Origin of the sequence: Streptosporangium sp. DT93, assembly GCF_049844535.1 — a bacterium.
Lineage (GTDB): Bacteria > Actinomycetota > Actinomycetes > Streptosporangiales > Streptosporangiaceae > Streptosporangium.
The window spans coordinates 80160-97675 of the sequence record NZ_JBNCLF010000009.1 but is presented as its reverse complement, the minus strand read 5'-3'; the positions used below and the strand labels follow the sequence as shown (position 1 = coordinate 97675).

Sequence of the window (17516 nt, the reverse complement as noted above, 5' to 3'; positions counted from 1 at the left end):
GTCCGGATCCAGGTGGGAGGGCCGGTGCCGATCCGGGGGAGGGTCGGGGTAGGGGCGGGGTGGCGACGGGGCGGCCGGGGTGGATCGGTGCCGGACCGGGTGGGGTGCTGGGGGCCGGACCGCCGACCGGGACGGATAGCGTGGTGCCATGCTCCGCATCCTGTTCTCCGCCCGAGTGGTGGCGCTCCACCTGCTCGCGATCGGAGCACTCGTCGTGTGCGGGCTGCTGGGCAGGTGGCAGCTCGGCGTCTTCGAGGACTCCGGCAGGCCCCGGTCCCAGCTCGACCCCCCCGCGGTGGCGGTCACCGAGCTCACCACGCCCGGTGCGCGCATGACGGCCGGCGCGGTGAGCCGCCGGGTGACCGCGCAGGGCACCTTCGACGCCTCGAAGCAGCTCCTGGTGGCCGGACGCGACGGTGGCCTGTGGGTCCTCACCGCCCTCGACCTGGGTGACGGCACCGCCGTTCCCGTCGTGCGCGGCAGGGTGGCCACGGCGCAGGACCCGGCGACGGCCGTGCCCGAGGGCAGGGTGACCGTCGGCGGGCGGCTGCAGGCCTCGGAGGAGACCGACAGCGTGCAGCGCCGGACCCGGAACCTGCCGCAGGGGCAGGTGCTGACCGTCTCGTCGGCCGAACTGATCAACCTGTGGCGGGGGACGAGGCTCCGCAACGGGTTCGTGGTGGCCGCCTCCCAGTCGCCCGCCCCGGCGGTGCCCCTCCAGGCGGTGAGCGTCCCGCCCCCCACCGAGCCCGGCGGGCTGACCTGGCGCAACCTCGCCTACGCCGCCCAGTGGTGGATCTTCGGGCTGTTCGCGGTCTTCATGTGGTGGCACTTCGTGCGCGACGCGCTGCGCGGCCGTACGGGAAGACCCGCCGGGTCCGCCATCGCCCCGCAGCACCACCCCGCAGCACCGTCCCGTACCGCCCCGTGAACCGCGAACTTCAAGACCGAGGTAACCGACCGTGGAATCCGCTCTCAAGCCCTTCCGTGTCCTGGCGTACATCGTCGGCGTGATGCTGCTCGTCCTGGTCACCTGCATCGTGCTCAGGTACGGCTTCGGCATCGAGGAACCATCGAAGATCGTCTCCCCGATCCACGGCTTCCTCTACATGCTCTATCTCGTGGCCACGATGAATCTGGGCATGAAGGCCCGCTGGACGTGGCCCTACATCGTCGGAGTGATGCTCGCGGGCACCGTGCCGCTGCTCTCGTTCGTGTTCGAGCGCAAGGTCACCCGCCGGGTGGAGGCGGAACTCGCGACCCCCGCCGCCTGACCGGCCGGAAGCCGGTCAGGCGTGACGCGGGTGCCGTCCCTCAGCGGCCGAGACCGCGACGGCGGGAGCGCTTGAGCCGCTCCCGCTGGGACGGGTCGAGCATCAGGTAGCCGACGACCGGGGCGGCGACGACGCCCAGGAGGATCAGCGTCGTCACGAACCCGGGCAGGAACAACCACGACAGGAACACCACCGCTGCCGCACCGATCGCGTACTTCTGGACGGGTGACATCCTCAACATCCTCCGAACGCGGGGCGGGCGCCCCGTCTGTAGTTCATTCTGCGTCGTCGGTCCAACGAACGGACACACCCCCGGGGTTCCAACCGAGATATATCGTGATCGGCGCGGCGCCACCGGGAGCGTGAGGCCCCCCGGGAGTCCACCGGCGCCGGCGGGACAGGAGCTTCGGGGCCCCGGGAGTACGGACGTGATCAGGGCTCCGAGGCCTCGGGGAGACGGGCGTGACCGGGGCTCCGGGCCTCCGGGCCTCCGGGCTCACTCCTCCCGGGCGAGTTTCTCGAGGACCCACCGGGTCGCCGCGCGTACCCCCTTGCGCGTGCTGCCGTCGCCGTCCTCGCCGATGCCGCGCTGGTACTGCACGACGGTCACGACATTGGCGGCCCGGAAGACCACCGAGCTGTAGTAGGTCAGCCCGTTGGTGCCCTCGGAGGCGTAGGCCTCGGTGCCGATCCCGGCCACAGGGCTGGGAGGTATGACGATCGTGAGGGGCAGGCCGACCCCCGTCGTGGTCCGCTCGCGTTCCTGCCTGAGGAAGCTCGCGTAGATCCGCCCCGCGTCCTTGCCGGAGGGCAGGCGGAAGGCGGAGACCTCCAGGATGTAGGTCAGGTTCTTCGGCTGCCCCGAGCTCCTCCAGGTGCACGCGTTCTTCTTCCTGACGGGGACGGCCTCCACCTCCAGTTCGGCCAGCCGACCGGCGGACAGGAGCGCGCAGGGGTCCGGGGCACGGGAGAACGCGGTGGGCAACGCGACCGGTGCGGCGACCGGAGCCTGCTCGGCGGCGTGACGTGGCCAGAGCCAGAAGGCGAGCCCACCGGCGACGAGCAGCGCGGTCAGGCCGGCGACGACGAGGAGCGTCCGGCGCGATGTCGTTCCCGTGCGGATCGGGGCCGATCCACCGGGGCCGGGCCTGGCGGGGTGGCCGGCGGGCCCGGGGGCGATCCTCTCCAGCGTCAGCCTCACCGAGGTGGCGTCGGGCCGGTGGCCCGAGCCGGCCGTCAGCAACTCCTCCACCAGCGGGACCAGCGGGCCGGATCCCGTGGGACCGAAGGAGCCGGTGGACGGCGAGGCCAGCGGCGTCCCGTCCCCTATCGTCGGCAGGGGCCGCTCACCGGTGTCGGGCGTCCGGCCCTCGACGGCGGTGAAGAGGGTGGCGCCCAGGTCGTGGAACCCGTCACCGGTCGCGAGGGCGGCGACACCGGTCAGCACCACCCGCCCGCCGGGGGTGAGCAGCACGGTGTCGGGGGTGGCGGCCAGGTGGACCCCCCGCTCGCCGGCGGCGGTCAGCGCGTCCAGCACCCGCAGTCCGACCTCGGCCGCCCGCTCGTCGGAGAGCGGGCCGTCGGACCTGACGGTCTGCAGCAGCGAGCGTCCCTCGACCGACTCCATGACCAGCCAGAAGCGATCATGAGCCGGGATCACGTCGTGCAGGGCCGTGACACCCGGGTGCCGCAGGTCCGCCGCCGCGCGGATCTGCCCCAGGAGCCACTCCCGGTACGGTCCCGGAGGCGGCAGCCGTACCTCCGAGATCGTCACGTCACGACGGAGCAGCTCGTCGCGCGAGCGCCAGCTCGTGCCCGCCCGGTCGCGGCGCTCCAGCAGGCGGTAGCGCCCGGCCAGCAGGGTGGGGTCGGTCATCCGGTCTCCCCGGCGACGACGCCACGCCCGCCGGGGCCGGCCGTGGTGCGGCACCGGGCCCGGGGGGCGCGGTCGGCCGGGGTGCGGCCGGCGACGGTGCGGCCTGCGAGGGTGCGGCCGATGGTGGTTCGGCCTGTGGTGGTTCGGCCTGCGGCGGTGCGGCGACCGGCGTGCGAGGTGTGGACGGCCCGGCCCGTGCCGTTCTCAGTCACGGCTGTTCAGCTCCTCGGAGACCTGGCGCGCGACCTGGAGGGTGTGCCGTCGCAGCGGCGTGCCGACACGCTTCCCCTTCTCCGAGAGGGTGACCTTGACGAGCAGGTTGCTCACCCGGAACTGGATGACGCAGGAGGCCGCGTCCTGGTTGAGGATGTCGTAGGAGAACGCCTCGGCTCCGATGCGGCCGACGTTCCTGAGCCGTCCGGTGGAGCCGAACAGGCCGCTGCCCTCGTCCGCGGCGGTCCTGACGCGTTCGGCGGCGAAGAACGCGCGCGCGGTGTCGGGGCCGCTCTTGCCGGAGACCGGGGCCTTGTGCTCGACCGAGATCCACAGCTTGCGGCCGACCGGGTCCTTGGCAGGGCCGTCCCAGCTGCAGAAGGGCACCCCGCCGCCCGTGGACGTCACGAAGGTGGGCGGCGACGCGCCGGGCACCACCGCCCGGGCCTGTGAGTCGGTGAGCAGCGTGCACGAGTCCGGCGCGGTGGCGAACCGCCCGGCCACCGCCGTCCCCGAAGGCTCCCCCGACGATCCCGCCGCCCCCGGCGTCTCCGCCGCCTGAGGCGCCCCGGGGTCGTCACCCCTGGTCAGCATCACCGTCCCGGCCGTCGCCGCGACCACGGCCAGCGCGGCTCCGGCGATCAGGGCGGTACGGCGCCGTCCGGCCCGGCCCGCGACCTGCGTCGGGGCCGTCCCCGTCCCGTACGGTGTCCCCGACGGGTCCGCCGCCCGCGGCTCCTGGCGCGGTGCGGTCACCGGGGAGAGCGGGCCCGCGGGCAGCCCCTGGGCGACCCGCCGCAGCGCGGCGCGCAACACGGCGTCTCCCGGCCGCTCCCGGAGATCCCTGGCCAGTACGGCCAGCAGCACGGGGGCCAGTTCCCCGGCCCTGGAGGGGAAGGGGGCCTCCTGGGTGAGCACGGCCCCCAGGGTCGCGACCGGGGTGCCGCGATGGAAGGGACCCCGGCCCTCGACGGCCGCGTACAGGGTGGCGCCCAGGGACCACAGGTCGGCGGCGGGCCCGTCGTCCTGGCCGCGCAGTCGCTCGGGGGCGATGTAGCCGGGAGAGCCGACGATCGCGTCCGGCGAGGTGAGCTGGACGTCGCCCTCGACGGTGGCGATGCCGAAGTCGGTCAGCAGCACCCCGCCGTCGTCGGCGAGCATGATGTTGGCCGGTTTCACGTCCCGGTGCATGATCCCCCGGCTGTGCGCGAGGGCCAGCGCGTCCAGCACGGCCAGGCCGATCGCGGCCACCCGGTGCGGGGGCAGGGGGCCGCCCGAGCGGATCGCCTGGTCCAGCGAACGGCCCCTGACCAGGTCCATGACGATCCACGGGCGGCCGTCCTGGGCGACGATGTCGTGGACGGCGACGATGGACGGGTGTCCCAGCCGGGCGGCGGCGCGGGCCTCGCGCATGGTGCGCTCGCGTGTCTCGGCGCGCTGCGCCTCCGACAGCCTCGCGTCGAGCGTGACCTCCTTGATGGCCACCTCGCGGTGGAGCAGCTCGTCGCGGGCCCGCCACACCACGCCCATCCCGCCCGCGCCCAGCCGTTCGACCGCCCGGTAGCGGCCGGCCAGCACGGGCAGCGGCCCGGCCGGCCCGCCGGACGACCCGTCAGTCATCGGTCTTCAGGGACTCGGTGAGCCACCGCGCCACCTTCAGCGCGCCCTGCTCGATCTGGCCGTCGGCGTCCTCCTTGACGCCGCCCCGCTCGTACTCGACCTCGGCGATCAGGTTGCTGATCCGGAAGACCACGACCGACTGGTAGGAACCGCCGTAGAGGTTGATGGAGCTGTACGAGGCGGAGGTGAACGCCTCCTCGCCGACGCCGCTCAGGTCCTTGGGCGGGGCGGGCCTGGGAGTGGCGAACTGCCCCTTGTCGGCGATGTCCTTCTTCTTGCCGGCCATGTACTCCTTGGCCCGCGCGACCTCCTTCTGCGCGATCAGCCGGACCCGCAGGTCGTACTTCTCCACGTTGGCCTTGCGCCAGTCCTGCTGGTTGAGCCAGTCGCACGCGGAGTGCTCGACCTCGGAGCTCCTGAATCCGGGGACGACCTCACCCGCCTGGTTCTCGTCGAGCAGGCTGCAGGCCCGGGGCGCCGTGGCGAAGCGGCCCTTGGCGCCGGGGGGTTCCGTGGGGAACGTGTCGCCGGCCGGGTTCGTGAGCACCGAGGTGAGCAGCACGCCGATGGTGACCGCCATGCCGAAGAGCAGCGCTCCGGTCAGCGCCACCACGGGCCGGGGTACGAGGACCCCCGTCGTCCTCGTGGAACGTTCGGTCGGCTGGTCCGCCGTGCTCCGCTCCGTGCCCGCCGTGGAGGGGACGGATGCCCGGGACGCGTCCTGCCGGAGGCCCTGCGGCGCCGGCTGTCCTTGGGGTCCTGGCCCTTGTGCTCCTTGGGGTCCCCGCGGTCCTTGCGGTCCTTGTCCTTGGAGCCCCGCCGGTCCCTGCGGTGCCTGCGGGCCCTGCGGTGCCTGCGGGCCCTGCGGTGCCTGCGGGCCCTGTGGTCCCTGGGGCGGTCCCTGCCAGGGGCCGGGTCGCGCCGTCTGCGCCGATGAGCCCTGGGGCAGGCTGGGCCAGGCGGCGGGGGTGTCCTGTCCCGAGGAGGACCCCGAAGGGCCGTCGGCGGGGTCCGGCGGGGCGGAGGCACCCTGACCGCCCGCGAGCGCGTCCCGGGGAGGCGGCGAGCCCGGCCGGCCTCCCGGGGCGTCCTGGTCGGGGAACCGGGCCTGCCGGGTCCCCAGCACGTCCTGCGTGGGGAACGAGGCCTGAGGGGAGCCCGGGACGTCCCGGAGGGGGAGGCCGGCCGTGATGGCGGACATCTGCTCGTTCAGGTTCTTCCTGAAGGGCGCGGTCACGTGCTCCTCGGCGGCAGGGAAGTCCCCGCTCCCCGCCCCCGCTCCCGCGTGTTCTCCGGAACCCTGGGCTCTCCCGTGTTCCCCGGAACCCTGGGGGCCTCCGGATCCTTGCGGCCTCGCCGGGCTCTGGGGCGCCGGTTCGGAGGACAGGGGGGCGTACGCGCCGGAGGAGGAGGCACCCGTTCCGGGGGGCGCGCTCGTGCCGGAGCCGCCGGAGGTCTCCGCGCCCGGAGGACGGCCGAAGGGATCGGACGTCTCGGGACCGGAGCGGGGGAACGCCTCCGTGCTGACGGCGGCGCCGGGGCCGGTGGTCCCCGGGCCCGGCGGAAGCGCGTTCTGGGGACCGGACGCGAGCGGGTTCTGAGGGCCGGAGGCGAGCGGGTTCTGGGGACCGGATCCGAGCGGGTTCTGAGGACCGGACGGGAGGGTGTTCTGCGGGCCGGACGCGAGGGTGTTCTGCGGGCCGGACACGAGCGGGCTCTGGGGGCCGGGTACGGGCGCGTTCTGCGGGGACGCGTCCGAGGCCGAGGGGAGCCCGGGACGGTACCGGGAGATGTCGAGCAGCGCGGTGCGCAGGGTGGACGGGTCAGGCCGCTGGGACGGCTCTCCCGCGAGCAGCCGGAACAGGATCGGTGCGATCGGACCGGCGTTGTCCAGGGAGGCGCCGGGCGACGGCGGACGGCCCTCGACGGCGGTGTACAGGGTCGCGCCGAGCGACCACAGGTCGGCGGCCGGGCTGGTCACGCCCTCGGGGGAGGTGAAGAGCGACGACGGCAGGGAGGGCGCGGCAAGGACGATCTGGTCGTACGGGCCGAGCAGCACCGAACCGGGCCGCACGTCGCCGTGGAGCATGCCCTGCACGTGCATGGACACGAGCTGGTCCAGCACGGCCAGGCCGACCACCGCGGTCTGCTGCGGGGACATCGGGCCGAACCGCGCGATCACCTGCTCCAGCGAGCTCTGTTCGAGCATCGGCGGGCCCTCGGCTCCGGCGACCCCGGGCCCCTGCGGGGGAGGGGCCTGCCCGCCCGCGTGCCTGCCCTGGGGACGAGGGAGGTCTGGATGGTTCATTTGCCGGCTTTCTGCTTGTTCAACGCGTTCGCGACCCACGTCGCGGCGGTGTGGGCGCCCGCCTGGATCGCCGGACCGTCCTTGCTGCCGTCGACCACGCTGTAGCCGACGTCGAGAACGAGGTTGTCCACACGTACGATCACGTAGCTCTGCTCCAGTCTGCCGGTCTTCCGGTTCTCGTGGACGTCGTAGCCGAAGGCCTCGTCGCCGACGGGTTTCACCGTCCGGGGAGCGGTGGAGCGGGAGGAGCGGAGGCCGGCCTGGATCTCCGGCCAGCTCCAGGCGTTCTCCCCGCTGGGGATGACGCCGTTGCGCCGGTTCACGAACAGCTCGTGAGCCTGGCGCGGGCTCCTGCCCCACTGCTTGTCCGCGGAGAGGCGCACCTCCAGCCCCGCCCCGCTGACCGCCCACTGGCATCCCCCGTCGTTGGTGGGCTTGCCCTCACCCGGGGACGAGGGCAGCAGCCGGGCGGCCGTGGCGGCGGGGATGAGCGCGCAGACGTTCACCGGTGTGGTGAAGGCGCCGGGGTTCTCGCTGAGCCTGACCTTCTTCTCGGCGGCCGTGGAGCCGGAGGCGGACAGGAACGTCACGCCGAAGGTGATCCCGACGACCGCCAGGACCCCCGCCACCTCGGCGGCGATCCACAGCGCCGTGCGCCGGCGAGGCCGCCCGGCCGCCGGCTCGGCGGTGTCCCGGGCCGGGAGCGCCGGGAGCGCCGACGGCGGGGCAGGGCGCGGGTCGTGCGGCGCGGTGCCGGTCGTACGGCCGGAGGTGAGGTCCGCCAGGGAGCGGGCGGCCTCCTCGAAGGACGGGCGGGCCTCGGGCGCCGGGTCGAGCATGAGCATCAGCAGCGGGCCCAGGGCGCCCGCGCGCTCCGGTGGCCTGGGCGGTTCGGTGAGCACCCGCCCGATCGCCGCGATCGGGGTCTCCGCCGGGTGCGGCGGGACCCCCTCGACGGCGAAGTAGAGGGTGGCGCCGAGGGACCACAGGTCGGAGGCGGGGCCGCCTCGCTCGCCGCGGAGCCGTTCGGGCGCGATGTAGTTGGGCGAGCCCACCAGGTGGTCGGTGCGGCCCGAGGTGATCTCGCCGTCGACGACCGCGATGCCGAAGTCGGTGAGGACGGCCTTGCCCGTCCTGGTCAGGAAGACGTTGCCCGGTTTGACGTCGCGATGGACCACCCCGGCGGCGTGAGCGGCACCGAGCGCGCTGAGGATGCCCACCCCGACCCTGGCCACCTGGTGCACGGGCAGCGGCTTCCGGTCGCGGACGGTCTGCTCCAGCGACGCCCCCGAGAGCAGCTCCATGACGAGCCAGGGGCGTTCCTGCTCGATGACCACGTCGTGGACGGTCACGATCGAGGGGTGCTTGAGCCGGGCCGCGAGGTTGGCCTCGCGCAGCGCCGCGGCACAGACCTCCTGCCGCCCGGCGGCGTCGAGGCCGGGCGGGATCCGTACCTCCTTGACCGCCACGTCGCGGCCGAGCGTCTCGTCGGCGGCGAGCCAGACCGTGCCCGCCCCACCCTCACCGAGGGGGTTGAGCAGCCGGTAGCGGCCTGCCAGCACTTGAGTGTCGATCCTGCTCACCCCGTTCGCCATCATCGCGAACAGCAACATAGTCACTTAGCGGCACATGGACCAACGGACAGGGTCTTCACCGGCATATTGATTCCCGGTCGTACTCCGGCGAGGCGCGGGGGGCGGAGGGGGTCAGCCGCGGCCGGCCCACTTCTCGTGGGCGCTCCACAGGCGCCGCCAGAGCCCGGCGCGTTCGGCCGGGGTGACGTCGGACAGCGGGAGGGCGAAGACGTCGGCGAGCATCTCGAAGTAGTCGCGCTCGGTCTCCGCGACGAGGGTGTGCTCCCGGTCGCCGAGACGGGTGAGCACGAGACCGCGCAGGATGTCGGCGCCGCCCGCGTCGCGCCGCGTGACCGTGGCCACCCGGACGAACCCCGACTCCGGGGAGGTGGACAGGAAGTCGTGCCTCTCGGTGAACTCCGACATCCGCGCGGGTGCGTCACGGAAGTCCATGCCGGGGAAGGAGCCGCGTGGATCGTGGTCGAACCGCCAGCCGCCGGGCTCGGCCTCGGAGGGACGCAGGCCGTAGGTGAAGGGGCCCTGACGGTAGGTGCCCGCGACGAGCGGCAGGGGAGCGTGCGGCCCGTCACCGAGTCCCAGGTCGACCAGCCACTCCCCGCCGGGGTTGCCCCGGTCGGGCAGCCCGGACACCGTGAGCACGAGATGGTTGCCGCCTGCCCCGGCCGGGTCCTCGGGGCGTCCCTGCACCCCGCCCACGTGCCTGGTCACCCGGTAGCCGAGTGTCTTCAGCAACGCGGAGAACGCCCCGTTCAGGTGGTAGCAGTAGCCGCCCCGGCCCCGGATGATCCGGGCGGCCGACTCGGCGGGATCCACCGTGGTGGGGCGGCCCAGCCAGATCTCCAGGCATTCGTACGGCACGCGTTCCATGTGTGCCCGGTGGAGCAGGTGCAGGGATTCCACGCTCGGGGGGCCGTCCGCCCTGACACCGATCCTGCGGAGGTACGCGGGAGCATCGATCACCCTGTAACGGTAACCTCGCAGCGATCAGAAACCGGCGATCTCCCCGAGTGCGCTCCGCAGCAGGCAACTGTTGCTGAAGGTCTGGGAGGACAGGACGAACCGGCCGTCCCAGACGCCGGCCGACGTCATCGTGACGGGGTTGTAGATCAGGGGACAGGCCGCCGTCTTCGACGGCTTGAGCTTCCCCACGTCGCCGTTCACCGTGTCCAGCGCCGCGCACGCGCCTTGCGCCTTCGGATGCGTCCCTCCCACCATCGGTTTGCACTGCACCACCACGACCCGGCTCATCGGCGAGATGGTCGCCCCCTGGGTGAGGGCGAGGACGAGCGCCCGGGCCAGAGGGGGCACCTGGACCGGGGGGACACGCGAGAGCCCGGCCCGCGGCTCCGCCCGGTCCGGTGGTCCTGTCCGGTCCGGTGCTCCTGTCCGGTCCGGTGATCCGGCCTGGCCCGGTGATCCGGTTCGGACCGGTGGTCCGGCCGGGTCCCGTGGTGCCATCGGGTCGGACGGCTTCGGCGGGAGCGGCTCGACCGGCGGGAGCGGCGCCCGTGCCGTGGCCGAGGCGGCCGGAGAGAGCCCGTCCACCGGGCCTGCGCTCGCGGACGACACGCCGGAGGAGGCCATCGCGCCGGCGAGGGCCGTCAGGCAGACCACGTACCTCATGAACGGCCTCATCCGCATCGTCCCCCAGATCACACCATGGTCGGTGTTCCCAGCCTGACCTGCCGTGACCCCACGGCCAAGCGATGGTTTTCAGGCACCGGTCAAGATTTTCACCACCGGGTAAAATCCGGCGCGACGGGCGCGGGACGCCCTCGTGCGGCCGGTGGTCCCCGGTGACGTACGGGTGCCCCGGGGGTGCGCGAAACCTTCACAATTCACCACAGGTCTTCTGCACCGCTCCGGTCTACGCTGCCGAGCATGGCAACCCCTCAGCAACGACGCGTCCTCGTGGTCGAGGACGACGAGACGATCGCGCGGGCGGTACGGCACAGGCTGGCCGCCGAGGGCTTCGACGTTCAGGTCGCCGGGGACGGGGAGACCGCGCTGGCCGTCCACGCGAGGACCGGGCCCGACGTGGTGGTGCTGGATCGCCTGCTGCCCGGCCTCGACGGCCTGGAGGTGTGCCGGAGGATGCAGGCGGCCAGGCCGGTGCCGGTGCTCATGCTCACCGCGCTGGGGGAGGAGACCGACCTGCTCGTGGGGCTCGGGGTCGGGGCCGACGACTACATGGCCAAACCGTTCAGCATGCGCGAGCTGGTCGCCCGGGTGCACGCCCTGCTGCGCAGGGTCGAGCGGGCTTCGCAACTGGCCGTGGACGACACGGTCATCCGCGTCGCCGACGTCGAGATCGACACCGCCGAGCGCCGGGTCTACGTGCGGGGCACCGAGGCCCAGCTGACCAGGACCGAGTTCGACCTGCTCTGCCGCATGGCCGAGCGGCCCGGCCAGGTCTTCGAGCGGGAACGGTTGCTGACCGACATCTGGGGCTTCTCCGAGGCCGCGGCCACCCGCACGGTCGACAGTCATGTACGGGCCCTGCGCCGCAAGCTGGGACCCGGTGTCGTCCGTACCGTCCACGGAGTCGGTTACGCCCTCGTCAGGCCGTGAACACGCGGGGTGGCGGGACGGCGAGGCGTCTCGCGAGCGGAGGCGAGGGCCCGCCCATCGGCGATGAGACGCCCCGGCGTCCCGGATGCGCGGCCTCCCGGATGCGCGGCCTCCCGAGGGCGTGTGACCACGCCACGGGCCGGTGCGCGACCGGGGGAGAACCAAACGCTCGTCCTATAGCTCATACGCATATAGCCCTATTACTTCGACACGAGGACGCGCCGACCATTGAGACCCCTCGACTTCCTCGGCCGGATCAAGGCGAAGCTCGGCATGGTGATCCTGCTGGCCGTGGTGGCGGCGTTCGTCGTCAACGAGGTCGGCATCAACGCCGGGTACTCGCGCGACGTGCGCGTCGCCGTGGCCGCGCTGTTCGCGCTGATCATGGTGCAGTTGCTCGCGCGGGGAATGACCAAGCCGCTGCGCGAGATGGCCGCCGCCGCCCAGACCATCGCCAAGGGCCGGTACGGCCTGCGGGTCACCGCCACCTCCCGGGACGAGGTGGGCGAGCTGGCCCGCGCCTTCAACGCGATGGCCGCCGACCTGGGTGAGATGGACCGGCAGCGCCGGGAACTGGTGGCCAACGTCAGCCACGAGCTCCGCACGCCGATCACCGCGCTCCGGGCGGTGCTGGAGAACGTGGTCGACGGGGTCTCCGAGCCCGACCCCGCCACCCTGGGTACCGCGCTCGCGCAGACCGAACGGCTCGGCCGGCTGGTCGCCCAGCTGCTGGACCTGTCCCGCCTGGAGTCCGGCGCCCGCCTGATCGAGCGTGAGGACGTCGAGCTGCGCCCGCTGTGCGAGCAGGCCCTGCGCGAGGCCGTACTGGCCAGGGAGGGGGTCACGGCCCGCTGCGAGGTGCCCGAGGGGCTGAGTCTGCGCGCCGACCCCGACCTGCTCGCGCAGGTCCTCGCCAACCTGCTGGACAACGCGGTACGCCACAGTCCCGCCGGTGGGGCCGTGGTGCTGGCGGCGAGGGCCTCGGGGGACGGCGTCCGGCTGCGGGTGAGCGATCAGGGGCCCGGCATCGCGGCCGAGGACCGGGCCCGGGCGTTCGAGCGCTTCTCACGGCTGGACGCCGGGCGGGCCGCCGACGACGGCGGCGCCGGGCTGGGCCTGGCCATCACCAAGGAGATCGTCGAACTGCACGGCGGCTCCATCCACGTCGAGGACGGTGTCGGCTGCCACGTGGTGACCGACCTCCCGGAAAGGATCGAGATGACCTCCCCGTCTTCTCCCGCGTCAGGCTCGCCGGCCCCCGGTTCGTCTTCCCAGGCCCCGCCGGCCGGAAACCCGTCGTCACGGACGCCGGTGGCCGGGAGTTCGCCGCCGCGGACCTCGCCGGCCGGGAGCCCGTCGCCCCGGGTCCTGCCGGCCCGGGTCCCGTCGCCCCAGGACCCATCGACTCATGACCCATCGCCCCCTGGTGCACCGGCTCAAGGCTCCCCGGTCCATGGTTCCCCGGCTGGTGGCGCATCGGTCCGTGCCCCGTCGGCTCAGGGCTCTCCCGTCGTGGAGACGAGGGGCGGCGCGCCGGACGAGGTGACCGCGGGTGCCGCCCCCGTGCCCACCGTCCCGGGCCGGGTCCTCGTGGACGGCACACCGTCCGGTGGGCGGCCGGAGTCGCCTGGACCGTCCGGGCCGGTCGACTCCGGCGGAACCGGCGACGGACCGGGTGAGGCCACCGGACCCGACAGGTCCACGAAGTCCACCGGGGCCACCGCGTCCACCGGGGCCACCGCGTCCACCGGATCTACGGGGTCCACGGGGCCCACCGGATCTACGGGGCCCACCGGATCTACGGGGTCCACGGGACCCGCGGAATCCGCGGAGGAGCCCGCCGGGTCCGTCGAGGGGGATCGGCCGAGTCCGCCGGCCGGCCCCTCCGGCTCCCGGCAGGCCGTCGAGGCCGATCCGACCCCGGACCCCACCGGTTCTCGGTCCGGATCCCCCCCGAACCCGTCCCCCGCGCCGGTCCGCACACCCGCGCCGGCCCACGCCCCCCCGCCGTTCCCGCCACGGCCCGTCCTCACCGGGAACGGGAACACGCGCCAGGAAAGGGTCGTGGTGCGGAACTGGGGGGGAGCGCTCTTCGGGGTCTTCATGGGCGGCATCGCGGGAGGGCTCTGCGCCGTGATCGTGGGCGCCGTCCTGTCCGCGCTCGACCCGATGCTCGGCCTGCTGGCCGGCGCCGGCGTGTTCGTGGCGGGCGGGTTCGTCGGTACGGTCATCGGGGCCACCACGTCCTTCGACAGCCTCCCCGCGAGCCGTGAACCGCTTCCGTACCGGCCTCCGGCGCAGGGTCCCGCCCCGGCGGCCGCCAGGGTCGCGAGCACGACGCCCACGGGCAGGGCACCCACGGCCGCGACCGGCTCCACGCCCCCCGGGCCCGCAGGTCAGGGATCCACGGGCCACGGACCCGCGAGTCAGGGACCCACGGCTCAGGGACACACGAAGGAACACACGGTTCAAGGACACACGAGGGGACACGCGGGCACGGCGACCCTCGCCGGGCCCCGGGCGGCGGCTCCGGGCGGGCACGGCACGGGGGGCTACGAGGCGCCGCCCCTCCTGCCCCGGCCGGACCTGCCGGACACGCCCCGCTGGGTGCTGCCGGTGTCGGCCGCCGTCGGGCTGCTCGGCGCGATCGTGGTGCCGTACAGCGGGGCGGGGCTGGGGCTCGTGCTGGTGGCCGTCGCCATGGGGATGGCGGTGATCCCCGCGGTACGCGGGCGGATCACCCCGTGGTCGGTGGCGCTGGGAGTGCTCGCCTACGGGCTGGTCGTGACCGTGATGTTCAGGGACGCGGACTGGCTGGTCGCCGTCGTGTCGCTGGCGGGGTTCCTGACGGCGGCGCTCGCCCTGTCGGGGGCCGGGCGCGGCTGGCTCGGGGTGCTCCGGGGCGGGGCGTCGGTGATCCTGGGGCTGCTGCCCGTGCCGTGGTTCCTCGGCACCCGGCTGAGGGCGCTCGCGGCCCGCAGGCGGGTGGTTCCCGCGCTGTTCGGCACAGGGCTGACCGTCGTACTGCTGGCGGTGTTCGGCGCGCTGTTCGCCTCGGCGGACGCGGTCTTCGCCGAGGCCGTCGAGCGGGTGCTCAGCGTGCAGGACTGGGCGGAGTCGATGCCGCTGAGGATCGTCCTGTTCGTGGTCCTGGCGGCCGTGGTGGCCTCGGCGGTGCTGGTCGGCCTGCAGCCCGTGGCCGAGCCGCGGACGCCGAGCCTCAGGATCGCCACCGGCCGGAGCGTGTGGGTGCTCCCGCTGACCGCGCTCAACCTGCTGTTCGTCACGTTCGTGGCGATGCAGCTGACCGTGCTGTTCGGCAGTACCCGCTGGCTGGTGTCCGCCACCGGGCTGACCTACGCCGAGTACGCGCGCTCCGGCTTCTTCCAGCTCGTCGTGGTGAGCGTGTTCGTGCTGGCGATCGTGGGGATCGCCTCCGGGACGCTGGAGCTCAAGGGCTTCGACCGGTGGCTGATGGCCGGGCTGCTCGGCCTGCTCTGCGTGCTGACCCTGGTCGTCTTGGTCTCCGCGCTGCACCGCCTGGACCTCTACTCCGACGCCTACGGCCTCTCCCGGCTGCGGGCCTCGGTGGCCGCGACGGTGTGGTGGCTGGGCGGGGTGTTCGCGCTGGTCCTCGCCGCGGGCGCGGCCCGGCTCGTCGGACGGGAGCAGGCGCGCTGGCTCCCCAGGACCCTCGTGGTGATGACGAGCGCCTCGCTGCTGGCGTTCGCCCTGTGGAACCCCGACCTGCGGGTCGCGGAGACCCAGATCGCCGTACGCGGGCTGTCCGGCGCCGACCTGGAGTATCTGGGCGACCTCGGGGCGGAGGCGGTTCCCGCCCTGGACAGGCTGCCCGAACCGGCCCGCAGCTGCGTGCTGAGGGACGTCGTCGCCACCAACCACCTGGCCGCACCCGACCCCTGGAACGGCTGGAACCTGGCCAGGCGCCAGGCGAGGGAACTGCTGGTACGGCGGCCGGTCCTGCCGGACTCCCGGTGCCCGCAGAGCTTCTCCCGGCTGGAGATCCCCACCCCGGACTGACCGCGGAACGGGCGCGGCCCTCGTCCCCGAGCCACGGGAACGGCCGCTCACGGGGCCGGGCGCGACGCGGTCCGTCCCCGGGCCCCGGAACAGGCCGGTCGTCACACGGGAGCGGCCCCCGTCCGGGGACGGGGGCCGCTCCGGTGCGCGTGCGGGTCAGGGCACCCAGTGGTTGCCGGTCACGGTGATCATGACCTGGAGCTGGATGCTGGTCGAGTAGTAGTCGTCCGCCGTGAACGGGGTGGCGAGCATCTTGTTCCACAGGGCGTCCAGCCACGCCTGGCTGCCGGGGTCGGTCATCGCCGCCACCGCGAACGGGGCGAAGTAGGCCGGTTCGCTGCCGCCGGAGATCTGGGTGCCGCCGAGCGAGTAGCCGACGGCGATGTTGTCCGGGTTCCCGCCGGTCTTGTTCTTGATCCAGGTGTTCAGCTTGCGCGCGGCCGCCAGGGACCTGGAGTCGCCGCTGGTCACCGCGTCGTTGCCGATCCGCCACGGGTCGCGGCAGGCGTTCCACCAGAACTTCCCGTCGTTGGCGTCCTCCAGCACCTGACCCGGCGCGGGCTTGGCGGTCGTGTCGGTGTTCACCACGAAGTCGGCCAGCAGGCCGGTGTTCGGGGCGTGCACGGCCTGCTGGGAGGCGATCAGGTTCTGGTGGTTGACGCGGACGGTGTCCCAGGTCGCGTCGCCGGTGGCCTTGCGGAACGCCCGGAAGTGGTCGATCATCCAGTCCGACGAGCGGCTGATCCAGTAGTACTGGTCGCCCGCGCTGGTCCAGTCGCCCAGCTTCATCAGCTTGGTGGCCGGGTTGACCTCACCGGCCTTGATCGCGTTGATGTGGGCGATCGCGAGCCTCCTGTAGTCGTAGGTGCCCGAGCTGCCCCACTGCCGGTCGGCCAGGAGCAGGCCGTAGGCGACGTCCAGGTCGCCGTCGGTGGCCGAGTCGCCGCCGTTGACGCTCTGGCAGGCGGTGTTCTGCTCGGCGGCCAGCAGACCGGGGGTGATCGACGAGGGGTGGGCCAGCACGTACTTCACCAGGCCGTCGAAGATCTTCTTCGCGTCGGGGTCGGCTCCGGCCATCGTGGCGGTGACGACCATGCCGTAGCCCTGCGCCTCGGCCACGTACGGGTGGTCGGCGTCGGGGGAGATGATCTGGTACCAGCCGTTGCCGCAGTTCTGCTTGACGAAGGCGGCCTTCCATGCCCGGTAGTAGTCGATCACCTTCTGGTCGAGCGCCGCCACCGGGCCGCCCGGGCGCAGCGTCCCGGCCGCGTACGGGATCCTGTGGGAGCCGAACGGCACGGCCGGGCCGCCCGGGGCCGGGGTGAGCGTCGGGGTCGGGGTCGGGGTGACGCCGCCCCGGGTGCCGTAGACCTCCATCTCATACAGCGAGTAGCCGTAGGGGGTGCCCCGGGACAGGCCGTACATCCGCACGTAGCGGCCGGTGCCCGACAGCGTCAGGTCGTCGGTGCCGCCGTTGCCGACGGTGGTCGCGTACACCTGCGTCCAGGCCGACCCGTCGGGGGAGACCTCGATCCGGTACGAGGTGGCGTACGCGGCCTCCCAGAGCAGCTTGACCCGGGAGACGCTGGCGGAGGCGCCCAGGTCGACGCGGAGCCACTCGGGGTCGTGGCCCTCGGCGGAGGCCCAGCGGGTGGCGGGGGAGCCGTCGAACGCGGCGGCCGGGAGCAGCGTGCCGTCCTCGTTCGAGGACGAGGTGGCCGGGCGGCCCTGGGAGAGCAGGGAGTCGGCGGCGAGGCCGGGAGGGGCCACCAGGACGAACACCGACGCGATCAGTGCCGACGCCAGGGCCAGGATGAGAACGGTCGAGGGGTGTCGGAGACGTCGGAGACGCGGTCTCGCATGCACAGGGGGTGCCCTCTCTGCGATCATCTAGTTAGGAAAGGTTCCTAACTAGCGAAAGATGCTCCATTCCTACCATCCATCGTCAAGGGGTGAAAGGCTCGGATTCCCGGACGAGACGGATGCGTCCCAGGTCCGGGCGGTGGACGGCCCCGGAC

General features: G+C 73.4%; 12 protein-coding genes. 4 read left to right on the top strand and 8 right to left on the bottom strand.

What is annotated here, in order from left to right; genetic code table 11:
- Nucleotides 1-148: 148 nt before the first annotated feature.
- Together ACLQ2R_RS20650 and ACLQ2R_RS20645 are read left to right on the top strand one after the other, a co-directional pair.
- Complete coding sequence (locus ACLQ2R_RS20650) at nt 149-931, top strand: SURF1 family protein (RefSeq protein WP_425961722.1); 783 nt, start codon at nt 149-151, stop codon at nt 929-931.
- Nucleotides 932-962: 31 nt separating this feature from the next.
- Nucleotides 963-1274, top strand: coding sequence for a DUF3817 domain-containing protein (locus tag ACLQ2R_RS20645; protein WP_386235752.1), 312 nt, complete (start codon nt 963-965; stop codon nt 1272-1274).
- Nucleotides 1275-1314: 40 nt separating this feature from the next.
- Here ACLQ2R_RS20645 and ACLQ2R_RS20640 read toward each other — a convergent pair whose 3' ends face one another.
- The 7 genes from ACLQ2R_RS20640 to ACLQ2R_RS20610 all read right to left on the bottom strand — a co-directional run bounded on the left by ACLQ2R_RS20640 (nt 1315) and on the right by ACLQ2R_RS20610 (nt 10194).
- Nucleotides 1315-1506, bottom strand: a complete 192-nt coding sequence (locus ACLQ2R_RS20640) for a hypothetical protein (RefSeq protein ID WP_425961721.1) — start codon at nt 1504-1506, stop codon at nt 1315-1317.
- Nucleotides 1507-1770: 264 nt separating this feature from the next.
- Nucleotides 1771-3150, bottom strand: coding sequence for a hypothetical protein (locus ACLQ2R_RS20635; protein ID WP_425961720.1), 1380 nt, complete (start codon nt 3148-3150; stop codon nt 1771-1773).
- A 204-nt stretch (nt 3151-3354) separates the two neighbouring features.
- Nucleotides 3355-4983 (bottom strand): protein kinase domain-containing protein, encoded by a 1629-nt coding sequence (locus tag ACLQ2R_RS20630; protein ID WP_425961719.1) that lies wholly within the window; start codon nt 4981-4983, stop codon nt 3355-3357.
- The gene (locus tag ACLQ2R_RS20625; protein WP_425961718.1) at nt 4976-7291 is read right to left on the bottom strand and encodes a hypothetical protein; all 2316 of its coding nucleotides are present in this window, start codon (nt 7289-7291) and stop codon (nt 4976-4978) included. The genes ACLQ2R_RS20630 and ACLQ2R_RS20625 overlap by 8 nt, the downstream gene beginning before the upstream one ends.
- On the bottom strand, nt 7288-8904 hold the full coding sequence (locus tag ACLQ2R_RS20620) for a protein kinase domain-containing protein (RefSeq protein WP_425961997.1): 1617 nt from the start codon (nt 8902-8904) through the stop codon (nt 7288-7290). Before ACLQ2R_RS20620 ends, ACLQ2R_RS20625 begins: the two co-directional genes overlap by 4 nt.
- Before the next feature lie 93 nt (nt 8905-8997).
- A complete protein-coding gene (locus ACLQ2R_RS20615; RefSeq protein WP_425961716.1) occupies nt 8998-9846 on the bottom strand; it encodes an arylamine N-acetyltransferase family protein in 849 nt (282 codons plus the stop codon).
- Between the two features lie 24 nt (nt 9847-9870).
- Complete coding sequence (locus tag ACLQ2R_RS20610) at nt 9871-10194, bottom strand: SSI family serine proteinase inhibitor (RefSeq protein ID WP_425961715.1); 324 nt, start codon at nt 10192-10194, stop codon at nt 9871-9873.
- 573 nt (nt 10195-10767) lie between these two features.
- Between ACLQ2R_RS20610 and ACLQ2R_RS20605 the strand changes: the two genes are divergently transcribed.
- Nucleotides 10768-11457 carry a response regulator transcription factor gene (locus tag ACLQ2R_RS20605; RefSeq protein ID WP_362804552.1) on the top strand — a complete coding sequence of 230 codons (690 nt, stop codon included), beginning with the start codon at nt 10768-10770 and terminating at the stop codon, nt 11455-11457.
- Between the two features lie 228 nt (nt 11458-11685).
- Nucleotides 11686-15498 (top strand): DUF4153 domain-containing protein, encoded by a 3813-nt coding sequence (locus tag ACLQ2R_RS20600; RefSeq protein ID WP_425961714.1) that lies wholly within the window; start codon nt 11686-11688, stop codon nt 15496-15498.
- Between the two features lie 156 nt (nt 15499-15654).
- Here ACLQ2R_RS20600 and ACLQ2R_RS20595 read toward each other — a convergent pair whose 3' ends face one another.
- The gene (locus tag ACLQ2R_RS20595) at nt 15655-17280 is read right to left on the bottom strand and encodes a glycosyl hydrolase family 8 (protein WP_425961713.1); all 1626 of its coding nucleotides are present in this window, start codon (nt 17278-17280) and stop codon (nt 15655-15657) included.
- Nucleotides 17281-17516: the final 236 nt, after the last annotated feature.